Annotated in this window: 14 protein-coding genes; 5 read left to right on the top strand and 9 right to left on the bottom strand. The window is 42.6% G+C overall.

The window, feature by feature from the left end:
• Positions 1-19: 19 nt before the first annotated feature.
• The 4 genes from AC503W_RS01190 to AC503W_RS01175 form a co-directional block, all read right to left on the bottom strand.
• Positions 20-1,657, bottom strand: coding sequence for a (2,3-dihydroxybenzoyl)adenylate synthase (locus AC503W_RS01190; RefSeq protein WP_402875609.1), 1,638 nt, complete (start codon positions 1,655-1,657; stop codon positions 20-22).
• A gap of 21 nt (positions 1,658-1,678) precedes the next feature.
• On the bottom strand, positions 1,679-2,896 hold the full coding sequence (gene dhbC / locus AC503W_RS01185; protein ID WP_402991402.1) for an isochorismate synthase DhbC: 1,218 nt from the start codon (positions 2,894-2,896) through the stop codon (positions 1,679-1,681).
• Between the two features lie 57 nt (positions 2,897-2,953).
• Positions 2,954-3,739, bottom strand: a complete 786-nt coding sequence (locus AC503W_RS01180) for a 2,3-dihydro-2,3-dihydroxybenzoate dehydrogenase (RefSeq protein ID WP_402991399.1) — start codon at positions 3,737-3,739, stop codon at positions 2,954-2,956.
• Positions 3,740-3,959: 220 nt separating this feature from the next.
• Entirely contained in the window at positions 3,960-4,826 is an 867-nt protein-coding gene (locus AC503W_RS01175) for an alpha/beta hydrolase (RefSeq protein WP_402991396.1), read from the bottom strand.
• A 417-nt stretch (positions 4,827-5,243) separates the two neighbouring features.
• Between AC503W_RS01175 and AC503W_RS01170 the strand changes: the two genes are divergently transcribed.
• The 4 genes from AC503W_RS01170 to AC503W_RS01155 are packed head-to-tail and all read left to right on the top strand — an operon-like array spanning position 5,244 to position 9,103.
• On the top strand, positions 5,244-6,212 hold the full coding sequence (locus tag AC503W_RS01170; RefSeq protein ID WP_402991393.1) for an iron-hydroxamate ABC transporter substrate-binding protein: 969 nt from the start codon (positions 5,244-5,246) through the stop codon (positions 6,210-6,212).
• 22 nt (positions 6,213-6,234) lie between these two features.
• Positions 6,235-7,242 carry a FecCD family ABC transporter permease gene (locus tag AC503W_RS01165; protein ID WP_402959245.1) on the top strand — a complete coding sequence of 336 codons (1,008 nt, stop codon included), beginning with the start codon at positions 6,235-6,237 and terminating at the stop codon, positions 7,240-7,242.
• 28 nt (positions 7,243-7,270) lie between these two features.
• Positions 7,271-8,263, top strand: a complete 993-nt coding sequence (locus AC503W_RS01160) for a FecCD family ABC transporter permease (RefSeq protein WP_402991445.1) — start codon at positions 7,271-7,273, stop codon at positions 8,261-8,263.
• A gap of 15 nt (positions 8,264-8,278) precedes the next feature.
• Positions 8,279-9,103 carry an ABC transporter ATP-binding protein gene (locus AC503W_RS01155; RefSeq protein ID WP_402991390.1) on the top strand — a complete coding sequence of 275 codons (825 nt, stop codon included), beginning with the start codon at positions 8,279-8,281 and terminating at the stop codon, positions 9,101-9,103.
• A 51-nt stretch (positions 9,104-9,154) separates the two neighbouring features.
• Here AC503W_RS01155 and AC503W_RS01150 read toward each other — a convergent pair whose 3' ends face one another.
• Both AC503W_RS01150 and AC503W_RS01145 read right to left on the bottom strand, forming a co-directional pair.
• Positions 9,155-12,280: an MMPL family transporter gene (locus AC503W_RS01150; protein ID WP_402991387.1), complete on the bottom strand. Its 3,126-nt coding sequence runs from the start codon at positions 12,278-12,280 to the stop codon at positions 9,155-9,157.
• Positions 12,281-12,745, bottom strand: a complete 465-nt coding sequence (locus AC503W_RS01145; RefSeq protein ID WP_402875595.1) for a MarR family winged helix-turn-helix transcriptional regulator — start codon at positions 12,743-12,745, stop codon at positions 12,281-12,283.
• 171 nt (positions 12,746-12,916) lie between these two features.
• On the opposite strand from AC503W_RS01145, the gene AC503W_RS01140 reads away from it, so the two are divergent.
• Positions 12,917-13,450, top strand: coding sequence for a YtxH domain-containing protein (locus AC503W_RS01140; protein WP_402875593.1), 534 nt, complete (start codon positions 12,917-12,919; stop codon positions 13,448-13,450).
• A 42-nt stretch (positions 13,451-13,492) separates the two neighbouring features.
• On the opposite strand, the gene AC503W_RS01135 is transcribed toward AC503W_RS01140, so the two are convergent.
• From AC503W_RS01135 to AC503W_RS01125, 3 genes are all read right to left on the bottom strand, one after another.
• The gene (locus AC503W_RS01135) at positions 13,493-15,274 is read right to left on the bottom strand and encodes an ABC transporter ATP-binding protein (RefSeq protein WP_402991442.1); all 1,782 of its coding nucleotides are present in this window, start codon (positions 15,272-15,274) and stop codon (positions 13,493-13,495) included.
• Between the two features lie 31 nt (positions 15,275-15,305).
• Complete coding sequence (locus AC503W_RS01130) at positions 15,306-17,048, bottom strand: ABC transporter ATP-binding protein (RefSeq protein WP_427688889.1); 1,743 nt, start codon at positions 17,046-17,048, stop codon at positions 15,306-15,308.
• Positions 17,049-17,328: 280 nt separating this feature from the next.
• A complete protein-coding gene (locus AC503W_RS01125) occupies positions 17,329-18,219 on the bottom strand; it encodes a peptidylprolyl isomerase (RefSeq protein WP_402875590.1) in 891 nt (296 codons plus the stop codon).
• Between the last annotated feature and the right edge of the window lie 47 nt (positions 18,220-18,266).

Below are 18,266 nucleotides of genomic sequence, written 5' to 3'. Positions count from 1 at the left end.
AATCACTCCTTTTTCTAATTTATTTTAATAATGTTGCTATTTTACGTTCATTTAGCTTGTCAGAAATGATTTGTCGAAGTGCCTTTTTGCTTACTTTTCCTAATGGCGTTTTAGGAAAGGTCTCGATGAATTCCACTCGGTCGGGAATTTTAAATGTAGCCAGACCCCTATCCTTCAAGAACTGTTTGAGCTCTCTGGCTTTAGGGGTTTCCCCCCTTGGTATCACGAATGCGCATGACCGCTCCCCAAGGTATTCATCAGGCATCGAGACAATGGCTGCATCATGAACGGCTTCATGGGCCAGCAGATGGTTTTCCACTTCTTCTGCCGCAATTTTTTCGCCACCTCGATTGATTTGATCCTTATCTCGGCCCTCAACGACTAAATAGCCTGAAGAATTTATGCTTACCAAGTCACCCGTACGGTAAAATCCATCTTTAGTAAAGGCCTTCTCATTATGTTCCGGTGCCTTGTAATAACCGCAAATCGTATAAGGCCCCCTTGTCAATAATGTCCCTACTTCACCGGGCGCAACTTCCTTATCTTCTTCATCAACCACACGAATTTCATCAAATTCTGACATTGGACTTCCTTGAGTGTTCACGATGAGCTCATTTGAATCATCAAGCCTCGTATAATTCACTAGTCCTTCCGCCATGCCGAATACTTGCTGTAATTTACACTGAAAGGCCGGGCCTACTCGACGGGCGGCCTCAGCGCTAAACTTCGCTCCTCCAACTTGCATCACTTGAAGGCTTGATAAATCATCATTACGGGATGAAACGGCTTCAAGCCATCTCAATGCAAGGGGCGGTACGAGTGCGGTAATCGTCGCACCATGTTTTTCAATGAGAGGAAATGCTTCATCAGGGCTAGGACCAGGTGAAAGGACAACCTGTCCCCCACCATATAATGTGCCTAGGATGCCAGGAGAACTCATCGTAAAGTTATGGGCGATAGGAAGCACCGCTAGATAGATGCTATCTTGATTGATTCCGCAAATTTCAGCACTTAACCTTAAACTGTATATGTAATCATCATGTGTTCTTGGAATTAACTTTGATAAACCCGTACTTCCGCCGGATAACTGTAGGAAAGCGACATCACTAGACTGGACGATTGTTTCCACCAATTCGTCAGGTTCTCCGTATAAACCTTCCAAACTTGTGAACTCCTCTGCGTCCCCTGTCACAATCACATTCAACAAGCTATCATTCTTACTTTGAACGCCTCGGGCAAGTGTTCTGTAGTCAAATCCACCATGTTTATCTGGAATGATGTAAGCAACGGCTTCAGTGAACTCGCAAAAATACCCGATTTCATTGCTGCGATGGGAAGGAAGGGCATATACAGGAAGAGCCCCGATCCTGAATAAGGCGAAAATGACTTCAAAAAACTCAACGACATTAGGAAGCTGGATGACGACCCTGTCATTCTTCTTTATCCCTAACTTTTGAAGGCCGACCGCTAACCGATCGGCACGGTCGTCCAACTCTGCATAAGTCAGGTTTCTTTCCCCCCCGGTAATGGCAATCCGATCTCCATGCTCCTTGGCACGGTCACGTAGTATGCCGCCAAAGGTCTCCCCTTTCCAACAACCTTCTTTTCTATATAAATCAGCCAAATCCTTAGGCCACGAAGTAAAACCTTCTAACATCATCTTTCCCCTCCATGCCAATTACTTTGATAATTCCGTATCAATCCCCATTGCGCGAAGCATGGTTTGAAACTTAGCCGAAGTTTCGGCAAGTTCTTCTTCCGGTTTAGATTCTCCGACCACGCCGGCTCCGGCAAACAAACGAAGCGCCTTTTCTTCCACTTCTGCGCATCGAATCGTGACGATCCATTCACCGTCACCATTTGCATCACACCATCCAACCATTCCCGTGAAATATCCCCGATCGAAAGGTTCAATCTCCAAGATGGATTCCCTTGCCCGCTCAAACGGCGAACCGCATACGGCAGGAGTCGGGTGAAGCGCGATGGCAAGCTCCAAAGAAGAAGTTTCAGGATCCGCAAGTTCCCCCTTCACTTCTGTCGATAGATGCCACATTGTCTCTGTACTTATTACCGATGGGCTTTTGGGGACTTCCATCTTCTTGAAAAATGGACGAAGTGCTTCCGCCACTGCCTCTACTACGACAGCATGTTCATGTAAATCTTTTGAAGAAGAAAGCAATTCCTTCGAACGTCTTTGATCTTCCACTGGATCGTCACTTCGCGGTCGGGAGCCTGCCAACGGATTAGCCACCACGTGTAAGCCAGTTCTTGAAACTAGTAGTTCCGGGCTTGCGCCGATTAATGTTTTGGTGCAAACGCTTGAATCTTCTTGCTCTCCCAAATCAACGGCAAATGTATAACCCTTTGTATTTTGTCTTGCCAAGTTATGAAGCAACTCATTGATATTTACACTTATCGAAGATGTAAGTTGCAAGGACCGAGCCAAGACGATTTTGTCCAGATGACCACTGGCTATCTGTACTAGTCCTTCTTCGACACCTTCTTTATATTGGGCAGGCTCTGGAACCGATTTAATTTGGTATGTAGGGACTGAATCCGTATCCACTGTTCTACTAGGACCATATTCTTGAACACGTACAGTTGAATGTATCGTCTCTGGCACATGCAGATTAGCGGGCTTCTTATAATCGAACGGTATGGCGCCGGTGACGATTGGATTATCCTGTCCAAGCCTTTTTGCTCGCTCCAACGTTGCTGCAACCCTGTTAGCAAGATCCTCCATCTGATTCTCTTTTTCTTCATTTCCCGGAACCGTTAGCAAGGAACCTTTTCCCAATAAGGTTTGGTTCGGGCTTGATAGAAAGAAGTCGCCATCTTGGTAATCTTCCAACATCGGTTTTTCCAATACAGTCGAATTATATGGATGTTTAGTCATGTGCTATAACCCCTTCGTTATTGAATAGTCAGATATTATAGTGGTCTTCCGAGCTTATTAGACTCCTAATGTAGCTCCACCATCTACACAAAGATTACTCATGGTAATATGATTTGATTGGTCGGATATGAAGAAAAGAATGGCATCGACAATGTTAGAAGGTTCCGCAATTTTTTTCAGTGGAATTCCTACTTTATATAATTCAGGCATGCCATCGATGACCGGTTTTACCCCATTATCACCTTCCCATAAAGACCACTGCATTTCCGTAGCGGTCGAACCAGGAGCAACGATGTTACAACGAATATTATGCTGAGCTAATTCCAAGCCTAGACACTTAGTAAACATGGTGGCCGCTGCCTTGGATGCCGCATAGGCCGCTAAATTGATTCGTGGGACACTCGCTGCATTGGAACCCACTGTAACAATCGAACCTTTTTTCCTGTTTATCATATGTTTACTCACGGAACGGGAGACATTGAAGACACCAGTGGAATTGACGGCAAAAGTCCTTTGCCAGTCTTGATCACTATAGGACTCGATTAGCCCCGGGCTAAGAACCCCGGCTACATTCACCAATATTTCTATTGGACCAATCTCTCGCTCAACCGTATCAACAATGCGGTCGATGGCTGGACTATCACTTACATCTGCTGAAAACCCATATACCTCTAAACCTTCAGACTTCAAGGCATCTACGTGTTTCTGTAATTTATCTGTTTGGAAGTCAACCGCCGCTACTACGATACCAAGCTTGGCTAACGACTGAACGACTGCACCTCCAATCCCTTGTGCTCCTCCCGTTACGAGTGCCACTTTCCCCTTACATTCCTGAAAGTACATGCTTAACTCTCCCTTTCTTAATAAAAGAATCTAGTGCAACCATGCAACAGATTCTCAGTTTCATTACAAAAATCGTTTGGTAGAGAATACTTTAACCAGCTCTCCCTCTATCTTTTATCAATAATGATAATCATTATCATTTAAATTCTACAGGTAATGTTATACATTTCTATCTTCACGGTCAATGGGTATTCATCGATTTGCTAAGAAAGACCTATTCCTACACAGGTCCATTTGCCCTTAAAGCAAAACGTAGTCCCTTGTTAATTAATGGAGGTAAAACAGACACGTGATTTTCCTCCTCGAACTCCGTGAACTTTACATGTAGCCGGCCTTTCGTTGAAGTTCTTAAACGGTTAGAGAGTTCTAATGCATTTTCATTCATGCCACTTTTGTGATTTTTTTCGAATTCCCCCACACCTACAAATAAGGAGATATCCCTATCATCCCTTCCCAATCGACTCAGGAAATGATTCTCTTCTTCCGAAAACCACTTTTTATTCCAATGAATCGAGGGACTACCCGCGATATATGTTTGAAAAGCTTGAGGATTACTGAATAAGGTATACAGGGTAAACAAGCCACCTAATGAATGACCGAGAAGCGCTTGTCTACCCCGGTTGATGTTAATGGAACTCATAATCTCGGGCTTGAGGTCTTCTTCAATGAAATTCAAGAAGTTCACCGCCCCTCCATGTGGAGGCCAATCCCCCCCATCAGGTTTCTTTGGCAATTCTGAATAATCGACGGGCAATGTAAAGTCATAATAACGGTCGGTGGAAAATGCTCCGTCTATCGGATATCCAATACCGACGATAACGGCAGGTACGATCCCTGTCTTTTCAGGTCGCTTCGACTGCAAACGCATGGCCTCGACAATGGTTCCAAACACCGAATTGGCGTCGAGCACATATATGACTGGAAATCCTCCTGCTGGCTGTGCCTCTTTTGGTCGATAGATGAAAATTTGGTACATCCGTCCCTCCCTACTAGATTTCATGAGGAATTGACTCGTCCCTTTCAAGACTACTTCTCCATCTTCCCTGGAGTGACCCACCATTGCTGCCTTATCCTTTTCTTTCTCCATATTCTTTCATTCCTCCCATCACTTAATTTTCGACTATTAATCTTCACTTCTAGTTATCATGTATTTCATAACCCATTTATTGATAGTACTTACTCCCCACTAAATGATAATGTTTCTCATTTAGTTTATCAACAATGGTGAAATTTGCAACCACACCTTTCCTGAATATCTTTTTCATAGAAAATTAATGATGATATTTTATTTTTTTACAAAAATGCTATTGATAATTTTGTGGATTACCTATATATTGTATATTGCATGATAATGATAATCGTTATCACTGGTTACCTTCGTTTAACTCACTAGATTCCTAGTTGGACAGGTATCGAAATAAATTTTTAACTGCGCTAGAGAGCATCTACATATTGTTTGTATCGCATTTTTAAAAAAATATTTTAGAATAAGGGGAGTCAGAACATGAAGAAAAAGTTAATGGTACTTGGCATGGCGGCAGTCTTTAGTATTGGACTTGGAGCTTGCGGTAATGCTGAAAACAGTTCAGGAGATACTTCTGAAAAAAGCAGTGCGACCGAAACGAAGAAGCAAGAGACACAAAAGATAACCTATCTTGGCAAGGAATATACGATTCCTTCTGAAGTTAAAAGAATAGTGACAGCAAGTTTGGAGTCAATGGAAGATGCCGCTGCATTAGGAGTTAAACCAGTGGGTGCTATAACGGTAGGTGGAAAACTTCCAGAATATTTGGCGAAAGACCTTGAGGGTGCAGAGTCAATTGGTGAGAAAATGCAGCCAAACTACGAAACCATTCTTGGCCTTAAACCAGATGCTATCATGTGGACATCCAAATCCGACGGTACGGTAACGGAAAAATTAGATAAAGTGGCTACAACATTTCCTTACTCACATATTTCTACTGATTGGGAGGACAACTTACGGTTAATGGCCAAGCTGTCCGGCACGGAAGACAAGGCCGAATCCATCATCTCTCAATACAAAGAAGATGCTGAAAAAGCAAAAGTGGAAGTCGGCGAAAACCTGAAGGATAAAAAGGTAATGGTTGTGAGGGTAAGAAACGGTAGTCTATTCCTCTATCCTCAAGATGTATACTTCAACCCAGTGTTATATGCTGATTTAGGATTAACGGTTCCTGAAGAAATTAAACCAGTCAAAGCGCAAGAAATGATTGCATTAGAGAAATTTGCTGAAATTAACCCGGACTATATCTTCCTACAGTTCTCAGAAAGCGAAAATGCTGAAAAACCAAAAGCTTTAGAAGAATTGGAAAGCAACTCCATTTGGAAGAGCATCGAGGCTGTTAAAAACGATAAGGTGTTTGTGAACTCTGTTGATCCGCTTGCACAAGGTGGAACAGCTTGGAGTAAAACAGCCTTCTTAAAAGCTGCATCGGAAAATTTAGCTAAATAGGCAGTAAGGTGCGTTGATTGATATGGCAAAAATAAATTCATTACCGATCATAATTCTATGTATGGCACCCGTCTTAATTATTCTGACAACCATTTTGTCCATTCTTTATGGTGCAAAAAATATAGACTTTATAACAGTATGGAATGCATTTTTGCATTATGACCCAGAGAACGTCGATCATGCTATTATAATCACTTCACGATTGCCAAGGGTTCTGGGTGCCCTTCTTGTTGGGGCATTTTTAGCCATATCAGGAGCACTCATGCAGGGGATGACAAGAAACTATCTTGCATCCCCTTCAATCATGGGAGTGACCGATGGCTCTGCATTTGTCATCACTCTTTGCATGGTTTTCGCTCCTGGCATGTCTTCTTTCCATATGATTCTTTTTTCGATGCTGGGTTCTGCCTTAGGGGCTGGCATAGTTTTTGGTTTTGGTTCATTACTACATAATGGTTTATCCCCGGTACGCCTAGCCATAATCGGTACGGTAATCGGAACATTTTTGAGTAGTATATCGGCTGCGATAGCCTCCTACTTCCAAATTTCCCAGAGTGTTAGTTTTTGGTATAATGCAAGATTGCATCAGATCAATCCGGACATCCTGAAACTTTCGATCCCCATTGGGGCAATTGGCATCATCCTTGCTCTATTCATTTCCAAATCCATCACCATTCTATCTCTGGGGGATGAAGTCTCCATCAACTTAGGTCAACGTACGAAACTAGTTAAGCTTGTTTCCCTACTCTCTGTCGTATGCCTAACGGGTATTGCAGTAGCACTCGTCGGCAAGATTGGATTTATAGGGTTGATCATCCCACACATCACACGCTTTTTAATAGGAATCGATTATAAATGGATCGTTCCCTGTGCTGGTGTAATCGGTGGAATTTTCCTAGCATTATGCGATGTAATCAGTAGGTTCGTTAATTATCCATTCGAAACGCCGATTGGAGTGGTCACCTCCTTAATCGGCATCCCTTTCTTCCTATATTTAATAAGAACGAAAGGAGGAGAAAAAAGTGTATAGTCAATCATCGAAACGCTTGGTTATCACAATGACAGTCGGTATCTGCCTAATCATAGCGACAAGCTATTTAAGCTTGGTAAGCGGTACCTTTGATATGACCGTCATGGATGTCGTTCGGACGTTATTCCGTATAAACCCGGTCGCAGACTACGATTTGGTCATTTTTGATTTTAGGCTCCCCCGCATTGTCATTGCCGGTCTAGTGGGACTTGCACTAGGTATTGCAGGAGCTGTCATTCAAGGTGTAACGAGAAACGGTTTGGCGGATTCAGGCATCTTGGGAATAAATGCAGGGGCCGGAACTGCCATCGTCATCTTCATGTTTTTCTTTCAAGGTAAATATATTGGAGCAGGTTCTGATTGGCTGTCCATCATGAGCGTTCCGTTGTTTGGATTGGTTGGTGGAATTTTAGCCGCCCTCATCATATTCCTTATTTCGTGGAAAAACGGATCCCTTGATACGAGTCGTTTCTTACTGACCGGGATTGCGATTGGCTCGGCATTTGGGGCCCTTTCCCTCTACATATCTTTGAAGATGAAATCTTCGGATTTTGAAATGGCCACTGTATGGATCTCAGGCAGTATCTACTCGGCCAATTGGAAATACATCGTCGCCATGTTACCTTGGCTAATAATCTTAATACCCATCATTATGAGGAAGGCCTATTTATTGGATTTGTTTCAATTGGAACAGACCAGTATAAAAAGCCTCGGAATATCAGTAGAAAAGGAAACTTCGATTCTCTTGCTCAGCAGTATCGGCTTAGTGAGTGCATGTGTTTCCGTATCAGGTAACATCGGATTTATCGGGTTGATGTCCCCGCACATTGCAAAACACCTTGTAGGAATCCACCACAAACATGTGCTTCCTGTGTGTGGGGTGATTGGGTCCTTCCTGGTAATCGCTTCCGACTATATCGCAAAGACGGTGTTTGCACCGGCTGAATTGCCAGTAGGAATCGTCATTTCCATTATCGGTGTTCCCTATTTTCTCTATTTATTAATAAAAGAAAAAAGATAAAAGGAGAGATGGCCCGTGAGCATTCTGCAGATGGAAAATCTGGAAACCAATTATGAAAAATTCACAGTGTTCAAAGATTTAAATTTGGAAATAAAAGAAGGACTGATCACAACCATCATTGGACCGAATGGATGCGGTAAATCCACTTTACTAAAAACAATAGGGCGCATCCTTAAGCAAAAAAACGGGACCATTTATCTGCAGGGGCAGGATTTACAGTCCATTCATACAAAGCGGATTGCCCAGTTAATGGCCTTGCTTCCCCAAAACCCTGTCGCACCTTCTCAATTGAAAGTGGAGGAACTTATTTCATATGGTAGATATCCACACCGCAATAATGTCAATAAATTAACCAGAGACGATAAAGAAAAGATTGAATGGGCCATGGACATTACCAAGACCCTCCCTTTTCGTGATAGGGAAATAGCCAACCTATCCGGTGGGCAGCGTCAAAAGGTTTGGCTTGCCATGGCATTAGCACAGGAAACGGGCATATTATTATTGGATGAACCTACGACATACCTTGATATGGCTCATCAATTGGAAGTTCTACGGATCGTTGAAAGGTTAAACATAGAACAAAATAGAACCATCGTCATGGTTTTACATGACATCAATCATGCGGCCCGCTTTTCTGATGAAATCATCACCATGAAGAATGGAAAAATCATGAAGGTTGGAACCCCTTCCGAGACGATTACACCGGAAGTCTTGAAAGAGGTCTTTCAAATCGATGCACGGATCATGATAGACCCCTCCAATGGGGCTCCCGTATGTTATGGATATGATAATATCGGCCAACAAGAAGAAGCAGCAAAAGATGTTTATGTAACGAGTTAATGCTAAGAAAACAAACGAAAGGCACCCAGGTGGGGTGCCTTTCGTTTTGTATCATTTCTCAGATTGCTGTTGATTCATAAACGGCCACCAGTTAGCTTTTCCGAACGTTGCAACCATCACTGGGATAAACAGTGGCAATATGATGAACGCGTATAGAGCAAGGCCTACCAATATTAAAGTCGCAATCTCTAGGAGTGACAGAACGCCTGCAGGCATCATGGCCGCGAAAGTCCCACCAAGGATCACGGCCGCGGAGATAATGACCGTCCCCATTTTCCGCATCGATAAATACATCGCTTCTTTTACCGGTTTACCTTTCCACTCATTAAAGCGATCCATCAAGAAAATACTATAATCGATTCCGAGTGCTATTAAGATAACGAAAGCGAAGAATGGAACGGCCCAGCCTATGCCCGCATACCCCAGAATGTTAACGAATATCAATTCTGTAATCGCCGCTGCCGTGAAGTATGTCAAAACAAGAGACACGATTAAATAGATTGGCATAACCAACGATCTAAACATAAAGAATAGAACGATTGCAATACCTGAAAGCATCAACACCACTGTCTTAGAGAAATCAGCCTCTGACATCATGCTCAAATCATGATGGGTGCTTGTAATTCCGCCGATAGCAATGTTGGCATTTTCTAGTTTTGTTCCTTTCGTTACATTTTTGACCGCATCCTCAATCCTATCAATTTGTTCAATGGATTCGTTGGAATATGGATTCGTCTTGAAGATTACATCAAGTGTCATCACTTTGCCGTCGTCAGATAGATAGGTATTCAGTGATTCTCCAAATTCCTTGCTTTCCAACACCTCTTTTGGAATGTACATGCCTGTGACCGTTTTATCCGTCTTCGCAAGACCGGATAAATAGCCCTGTGCAGATGATAATCCATCATGGACTTCATTCAGGCCATCGGCACTTTTATTTAAACCATCTTCCAATTGGTTTAGCTGACCACCCATGCTGGAAAAGCCATTCAATAGCTCTTGCTGACCACTGCTTAAGCTTGTTAGGCCCCCTTCAAACTGGGATAGATTTTTAATGACTTCGCTTTGTCCATTGGCCATGGTCGTTAATCCTTTTTGCAAGGTATCCACGCCTGTGATCAACTGGGTTAGACCTTTCCCCAGGGCTTTTTGTCCGTTCACGATTTCCGCCATGCTTTTATTCGCGGTATTCAAGCCACCAGATACAAGGCCGAGATTCTTATTGAGTTCCGCTAGTCCAGCTGCCATCGTCCCTACCCCACTCTGTGCGCCCTGGACCGTTTGTTTGATTGTTTGGTAGTTCACATCTTGCTGAAGCTCCGGATTACTAGCTTCCATTTTTTCAAAGGATGCGTTCAGCCCCGTAAGACTTTTCGACACCTCATTAAGATTTGTCTGAATATCTTTGTACCCGCCTTTAAGTTCATTCAATCCAGATGTGGACTGCTGGTAGCCTTCCAAAAGCTTTCCACTGCCTGTAGCCAGCTTTTCAAGGTTAGACTTGACCTCTTCCAGTCCTTTTTTCACGTCCCCTGTACCTAAGGAGCCATCACGGATACCTGCTTCAATACTCGTTAAAGCGGTCTCTACCTGGCCTACCCCGTTTTTCAATTCATTGGTTCCAGAGATCAGGCCTCCGATTCCGTCTGTCGCCTTCTTTAAACGCGGACCAGATTCTGAAAGTTCACTTCCTGCCGTCTTTAATCCGTCACTAATCTGTTCAATCCCTTGATTCCCTTCTCCGATTCCTTTTTCCAACGTTTTGGCCTGATTGGAGACAAACAAATCCTCTATAGGCTCACCGGTCGGACGGGTTACAGAACGGACGACATCGACGTCATCCACCTTCGTGATTTCCACACTGATCTTCTCCGCAAGCCCGACATAATCCTCTGAATCCATCCGCTCATCATTCTGGATGACGATCTGGGTTGGCATGGATTGTCCCGGACCAAATTCGTCGGCAATGATATTAAAGGCCATGATTGAGGGAACATCATTCCCAGCCTCTTCAAGAGAGTTATAAGAAATCTTCCCTTCATACATCAATAAAAAGGGAACACAGACAATCGCCACGATAAGCAAGGCCAGCAAAGGACGATTTAAGGAGAAGTTTCCTAATCTGCCCCACAACTTACTATCGCTATGTTCAAGCTTGCCTTTTGAAGGCCAGAATAGCTTCTTGCCAAGCACTGCCATGAAAAATGGAACGATTGTATACAGGGCAACCATCAGGATAAAGACTCCGATGGCCACGGCAGCCGCTGATTGATATAGCTTAAACGTGGAAAAGCCAATGGCCGCAAATCCGATCATCACGGTCAATCCGCTGAAGAAGACCGTTTTACCAGCCGTACGATACGTTTCTACAATGGCTTCCGTCAATGACTCCTGTCCTGATAATTCCTCTTTAAAACGACTTAACAAGAGAATGCAATAATCCGTTCCGATCCCGAACAAAATCCCGACCAAGAAAATCTGGGTATAGGACGAGATGGGAAAATCCCAACGGTCCACCAAAAAGGAAACGATGGATTGGGAGCATAAATAGGTGAAGCCTACTGTAATCATCGGAATGAGAGGCGTCACTACCGAACGGAAGACCACCAATAATACCACCAATATGAAGATGACGGTGATTCCCTCCGTTTTTTTTAATCCTTCCTGGGAATTGGTATTAAGATCTTCATCGATTATCCAACTGCTCGTGTAATAATGATCAACATCTATTTGATCCAATTCCTTATAAAGCGCGTCAATGACGTCCTTTGCCTCACGGTCTCCCTTGGTCATGGTGATGGAGGTCAGTATCGTGGATTGATCTTTCGAAACCAACTGTTCTTTAAGGGATGGTTCTTTAAAATGGGTCAGTATTTCTTTGATGCCCAGTTCCCCTTTATTCACTTCTAACCTTTGTATCCCCTTTTCAATCTCTTGCCTTTCATCTGCAGTCAGCTTCTTTTCACTATGAAAAACCAGGGCCAACTGCGATTCATCCTCATTTTGCACTTGCTTCAAAAGTTCATTCGCCATTCCGGAAGAATACTCTTTCGGAACATCCAACTGTCCCTTTTCCTTGACGAGTTCCGCCATATTAGGAGCTATGAACAATAATCCAACTGTAATGGCAATCCAGATAATGACGATTGCCCATTTTCCTTTTATAATTGCTCTCATTTACCTTTCCTCCCTTATCCCCATCTTCATCTCGGCAAAAGTCCATGAAAGCTTTTCATATGTATCCAGGAAACTAACAATCTCTTCATATTTAAAATTCCCCATGATTGTCTCTACGACTATATGAATTTTCTGCTCCATTTCCTGAAATAATGTTTCTCCCTTTTCGGAAAGCCTCAAATGGACCACCCTTCGGTCATCAAGGTCACGTGCACGCTCTATCAAGCCTTTGCCTTCAAGGCGTTTAATGTTCGATGTGACTGCGCTTTTATTGACATGGAAAGCCTCACTAAGCTCGGTCGAGGTACAGAATTGCTGTTGTTTTATGAAACGCAAAGTATAATATTGTTCATTTGTCAGTACATCACAAATCTCGTCTTTAATGAGAAGCTCCCCCATCTTATTCACATGAAAGGAAACCTTCATGTATCGATCAATCAATTCGGTAACTTGTTTATCACTCATCCCTTCACCCCATAAAAAGTAGTTCAGTCACTTAACTATTTGCCATCTTACTATAAATTGGATTAATATGTCAATTAGATGACAGTTTTATTGTTATCCGTTTAAATCATGGAAAATTAGGGAAACAAGAAAGTAAGAACATACTAACCATTCTTAAAGGAGGAAGTATAGATGACTCAATCAAACAATCAAAACGAATCGAATAGCAAACTACTAAAAGGCATTATCATCGGAGGAATTGTCGGCGGTGCTTTAACATTATTGGACTCGAACACAAGAAATAAAATGAAACGTTCTGCAGTTCTTTTAAAAGACAATTCCATGAATATGATTGAACAGGTAAAACAAAATCCCGGTGAAGTGAAGGAACAAATGGTATCCGGCGTTAAGGGTGCAACCGAAACGATCAAAGAGGCAATCAGTGACGTTGAAACCCTATATGAAACCGTTAATGAAGAAGTCGTAGGAAAAGTATCGGAAGTGAAAGAGATTTCCACCAACGCCCTCGGTTCAGCGAAAGATGCAACAAGTGAATTGAAGGACATTAGCTCTAAAGTCGTAGTGGCTGGGAAGCAATTGAAGGAAACTCCTGCACAATCCCTGAAAACGGAAAAGGAAGATAATAAAAAAGGCGAAAAAGATAGCGATGAAATGGTCACCAAATCCCAACTATCAAATGAAAAATCCATCTCATCCAACTTCTAACACATAAAGAAAGAGCAGAGAAAACTCTGCTCTTTTTTCGTACTAAATATTGAATTGACTATCGTACAAATCCTTATAAAACCCTCGACTCATCATAAGTTCGTGATGGGTACCCATTTCGATGATTTCACCATCTTTTATAACCAAAATCTTGTCGGCGGTTTCTATTGTTTTCAATCGGTGGGCGATGACGAAGCTCGTGCGCCCCTCCGTCAAGCGGTTCACTCCTTTTTGGATTTCAATTTCCGTCCTTGTATCAATACTCGATGTCGCCTCATCTAAAATCAACACATCCGAATCCGCCAAGATGGCCCTGGCTATGGCCAAAAGCTGCTTTTGCCCTTGACTTAAATTCAAACCGCCTGTTGTGATCCGGGTCTGATACTGATCTGGCAAGTGTTTGATGAAGCCATGTGCCGAAGCAACCTTAGCCGCTTCAATCACTTCAGAATCTGTTGCATCTAACCGGCCATATCGGATGTTTTCTAAAATGGTCCCCGAAAATAGAAAAGTATCCTGGAGAACAATGCCGATTTTCTTTCGTAAATCACTAATTTTATAGTCTTGTATGTTTCGACCATCCATGTTGATTTGACCCTGGTCCACTTCATAAAATCGGGATAGCAAATTAATAATCGTCGTTTTCCCCGATCCGGTCGGACCAACAAGGGCAATGGTCTGCCCGGCTGATGCCGTAAAGTTAATTCCCTTTAGAATCGGTTGATCCTTGGAATAGCCAAAATGGACATCTGTAAACTCTACATCCCCCTTAAAGGCATCGACGGGTATTGCACCCTTTTTATCCTTCATATCAGGCGTTTCATCCAAGATTTCAAATACACGTTCGGCTCCTGCAATGGCTGATTGAAAGGTATTTAGTAGACTGGACAATTGATTGATTGGTCGGAAAAATTGCCGGGAGTAGGTCACAAAAGCGGCAATGAGTCCCACCGTGACCGTTCCCTTTACGGCCATCAAAGCACCGACACCGATGACAATAGCTAAGCCGATGTTGTTAATGAAGTTATTAATTGGCCCCAAGAACCCGGAAACTGTATCAGCGGCCATTGAAGAACGGCGAAGCCTCTCATTAACGGTGGAAAACTGGCTGAAGACCTTTTCTTCTTTTCCAAATAAAGTGATGACTTCCGTTCCTGAAATGGATTCCTCGATGAACCCATTTAACTCCCCTAAGTCACGTTGCCTTTTTATGAAGTTACTGCTGCTGTATTTGATGATCTTTTTAGTCGTCAGTATCATCAGCGGGACAATCAGTAGGGTTACCACCGCTAAAATTGCATTCATGGAGAACATCGCTATCGTCACACCGGCAATCATGAGCAACGAATTAAAAATTTGGATGACACTTTGACTTAATGCATTGTTCAATTGATCAATATCGTTCGTCACCCGGCTCATCAAATCTCCATGAACCCGGTTATCAAAAAATCGTAAGGAAAGCGTGTGAAATTTATTATATAAGTCTTTACGCAGCGTTCGAATGGTCCGTAACGATACATTTATCATGATGGCTGTCTGCATCCAGGTGAACAGAGACGATCCGATATAGACAGCTGCAAGTACCCCTAGCATTCTTACCGTACCCGTAATATCTTTCGGGATAATATAGTGGTCTATGATTCTTCCAATCAGATAAGGTCCTGATAGACCAAGTAATGTGGAGAGCACCACAAATAAAATCGCTATGACCAAACCCGCTTTCTGCTTCTCTAGATACTTCCATATCCTTTTAACTGTCTGTTTTTTATTCTTTGCTTGAACGACCGGACCACCAAATCCTCTTGGTCCGCGGGCTTTCCCCATCACATCTGATACTGGAGGTTGATTCATCTGCTTATTCATGGGGAGCTATCTCCCTTCCGCTTTGCGTCCGATAAATATCCTGGTAAACACGACTTTTGGCGAGTAGTTCTTCATGAGTACCCTTCGCCTCAATCATTCCGTCATCCATCACAAGAATCTGATCGGCATCCATAATCGAAGATATCTTGGATGAAACAATGAACACCGTCGAATCGGTAAATTCCCGCTTCAACGCCTGTAGGACCTTTGCTTCCGATAGAGCATCTATCGCTGACGTCGAGTCATCCAAGATCAAGATCCTAGGTTTTCGGATAAAGGCCCTTGCAATGGACAACCTTTGCTTTTGCCCACCTGACAAATTGTTGGCACCCTGAGTCAGCCTATACGAGAATGCCCCCTCAAAGCCCTTAACAAAATCAAGAGCGGCCGCGGATTGAGTCGCTGCTTCCATATCTGCCGTCCCCGCCTCCTCTTTTCCGAACCGTAGATTCTCTTCAATGCTTCCGGAAAACAGCGAGGCCCTTTGAGGAATATACCCAATCTCACCCCTTAGGCTTTTTAGAGGATAATCCTGTAAAGGGATGCCATCAATAGTAATCGTACCGGTATCAGGATCATATAAACGCGGAATCAACTTAACGAGGGTGGACTTCCCACTACCTGTTGAACCGATAATACCTATCTTTTGTCCTCCTCGGGCATGGAAACTAATATCTTTAATCACATATTCACCATTTTTGCTATAACTGTAATTCACACGTTCAAACTTCACATCCCCCGTCCTTGCCTGAACAGATGCTGGTTTGGAAGGTTCATTAATATCAATTTCCGTATCCAACACTTGTTGAATCCGGTCTGCCGAAGGAAAGGAGCGCGTGATTTGCATCAAGACGTGACTACTCGACATCAATCCGTTCATGATGATATTCAAGTAGTTGATGAAAGCTAATATGACACCGACCTGCATCGTTCCGTTTTCTACCCTGATTGCACCCATCCACATACCAGCCACCACACCCAAATTGATAACAAATAACAAAATGGGCATTAAGGCCATAATGGTCTGCTCTGCCGCTACATTTCGTTTCGTCAGCTTATCATTAAACTCCTTGAAACTCTCCTTTTCAAATTCCTGGCGGTCATATGCCTTAATGACCCGGATGCCACTCAGTGTCTCCTGGAGTTTTGTATTCACATGATCCATGGCTTCTTGAACCCGCTTAAATAACTTACCTGCCTGTGAGGAAAAATAAATAATGGCGACCATCAAAACAGGTACAGCGACCGCTAATATCGGAAACAATTCACGTGCTGTCACCCAGACGATAATGACGCTTCCAATAAACATGAGCGGTCCCCGGACAAATATCCGTAAGGTCATCATAAGAGAAGACTGCACAGAGGCAATATCATTTGTCACAATCGTGATCAGCTTCCCTGTCCCGAATGAATCAGTATTCTTACTAGAAAAAAGTTCCGTTTTCCAAAAAACATCCCTACGTACATCTGAAGCAAAATGAACAGCGGCTTTCGTGCTGTAAACAGTACAACCCAATCCACCTATCAGTCCAATCACTGCAGCTCCCAGCATCAAAAAGCCTAGTTTGGTCACATACACATTGTCTTGGTTGGCTATTCCCTCATCAATGATATGCTGCATCATAGTGGGTTGTAGTAAATCCATCGCTACCTCTATACACATACATAACGGTGCTAAAATCGCAAACAGCGTATATGGCTTCAGATAGGGCAATAACTTTCTTAACGACTTCACTTGCCTTCCCCTTCTTTCTAAAACAGTTCCTATTGGTTTAAAGGCTTTAACATTATTTTCACATGAAACTTTCTTCCATCACCCATTCCGTATACCTTGTAAAATAGCCCGTCAACATGTCCATTTTATGTAAACCTTTCTTCATATCGATTAATTTTAACACCCTAAAACCACTAAAAACAATTGAAATATCGCCAGATTTCATCTCACAAAATCGTATATAAACAAAAAATGGTGCAAAATCGTATGTTACCGATTTTGCACCATTTTCCCTCGTATCTTATTTCGTTGCTTCGAATTTATTCGTTATATCGTAATCTTTCTTCACTTCTGCTAACCAAACCGTGTATTCTTCTTGTAATTTATTATTTAGAAGCGCTTCTTTGATTTCTGGCTTGCTATCTTCTAAATTCGCTTTTTTAGCTTCTTTTTTACCCGTAACTTTTATGATATGGTATCCATACTCCGTTTTGACCGGGTCACTGACTTTATTAACGTCCATGTTGAAGGCAACGTCTTCAAATTCTTTAACCATATTACCTTTTCCGAAGTATCCTAAGCTTCCGCCTTTTTCCTTCGTTCCAGCATCAGTGGAATACTTGGTTGCCAGCTCAGCAAAGTCTCCGCCAGCAGCAAGTTCTTTTTCTACTTTTTCCGCTGTCTTTTTGTCTTCCACTAAAATATGACTAGCTTCCACTTGTTCTTCTTGGGCAAACGTATCTTTATTTTCTTCAAAATACGCGCTGATTTCATCATCAGTAACAGTAATCCTAGGTTCAACTAATTTTTTCGTATGAAGATAAACCACGATGTCTTGTTTCAATGCCGCTAGGGAAGAACCGCTCGCTTCCAATTGCTCTTTTAAAGCATCTTCTCCACCGTATGATTCAGCTAAGGTATCGATTTCTTTTTGGATTTCTTTCTCTGTAATTTTAATGCCTTCCTTATCTGCTTCTAATTCAACGATTTTATCAGTGATTAATTGATCGACCGTTTCTGCTCCATAATTTTTGACAAGTGTATCTTGTAGCTCTGCCTCTTTAATTTTCTCTCCGCCTACGCTCGCGACTGTCTTATCAGTAGAGACTACCATTGCATATATTAGGATGGCGGCGATAATTAATATGGCGCCTGCCCATACATATGTCTTCGTGCTTTTCAATAAATTCATATTCTCTCTCCCTTGATTTTTCATTTTATAATAGCAGGAAATTATTA

The sequence above is a fragment of the Peribacillus suis genome (genome assembly GCF_059384845.1).
Note: the sequence above shows the minus strand (reverse complement) of the source record. Positions and strands in the feature narration are given on the sequence as shown.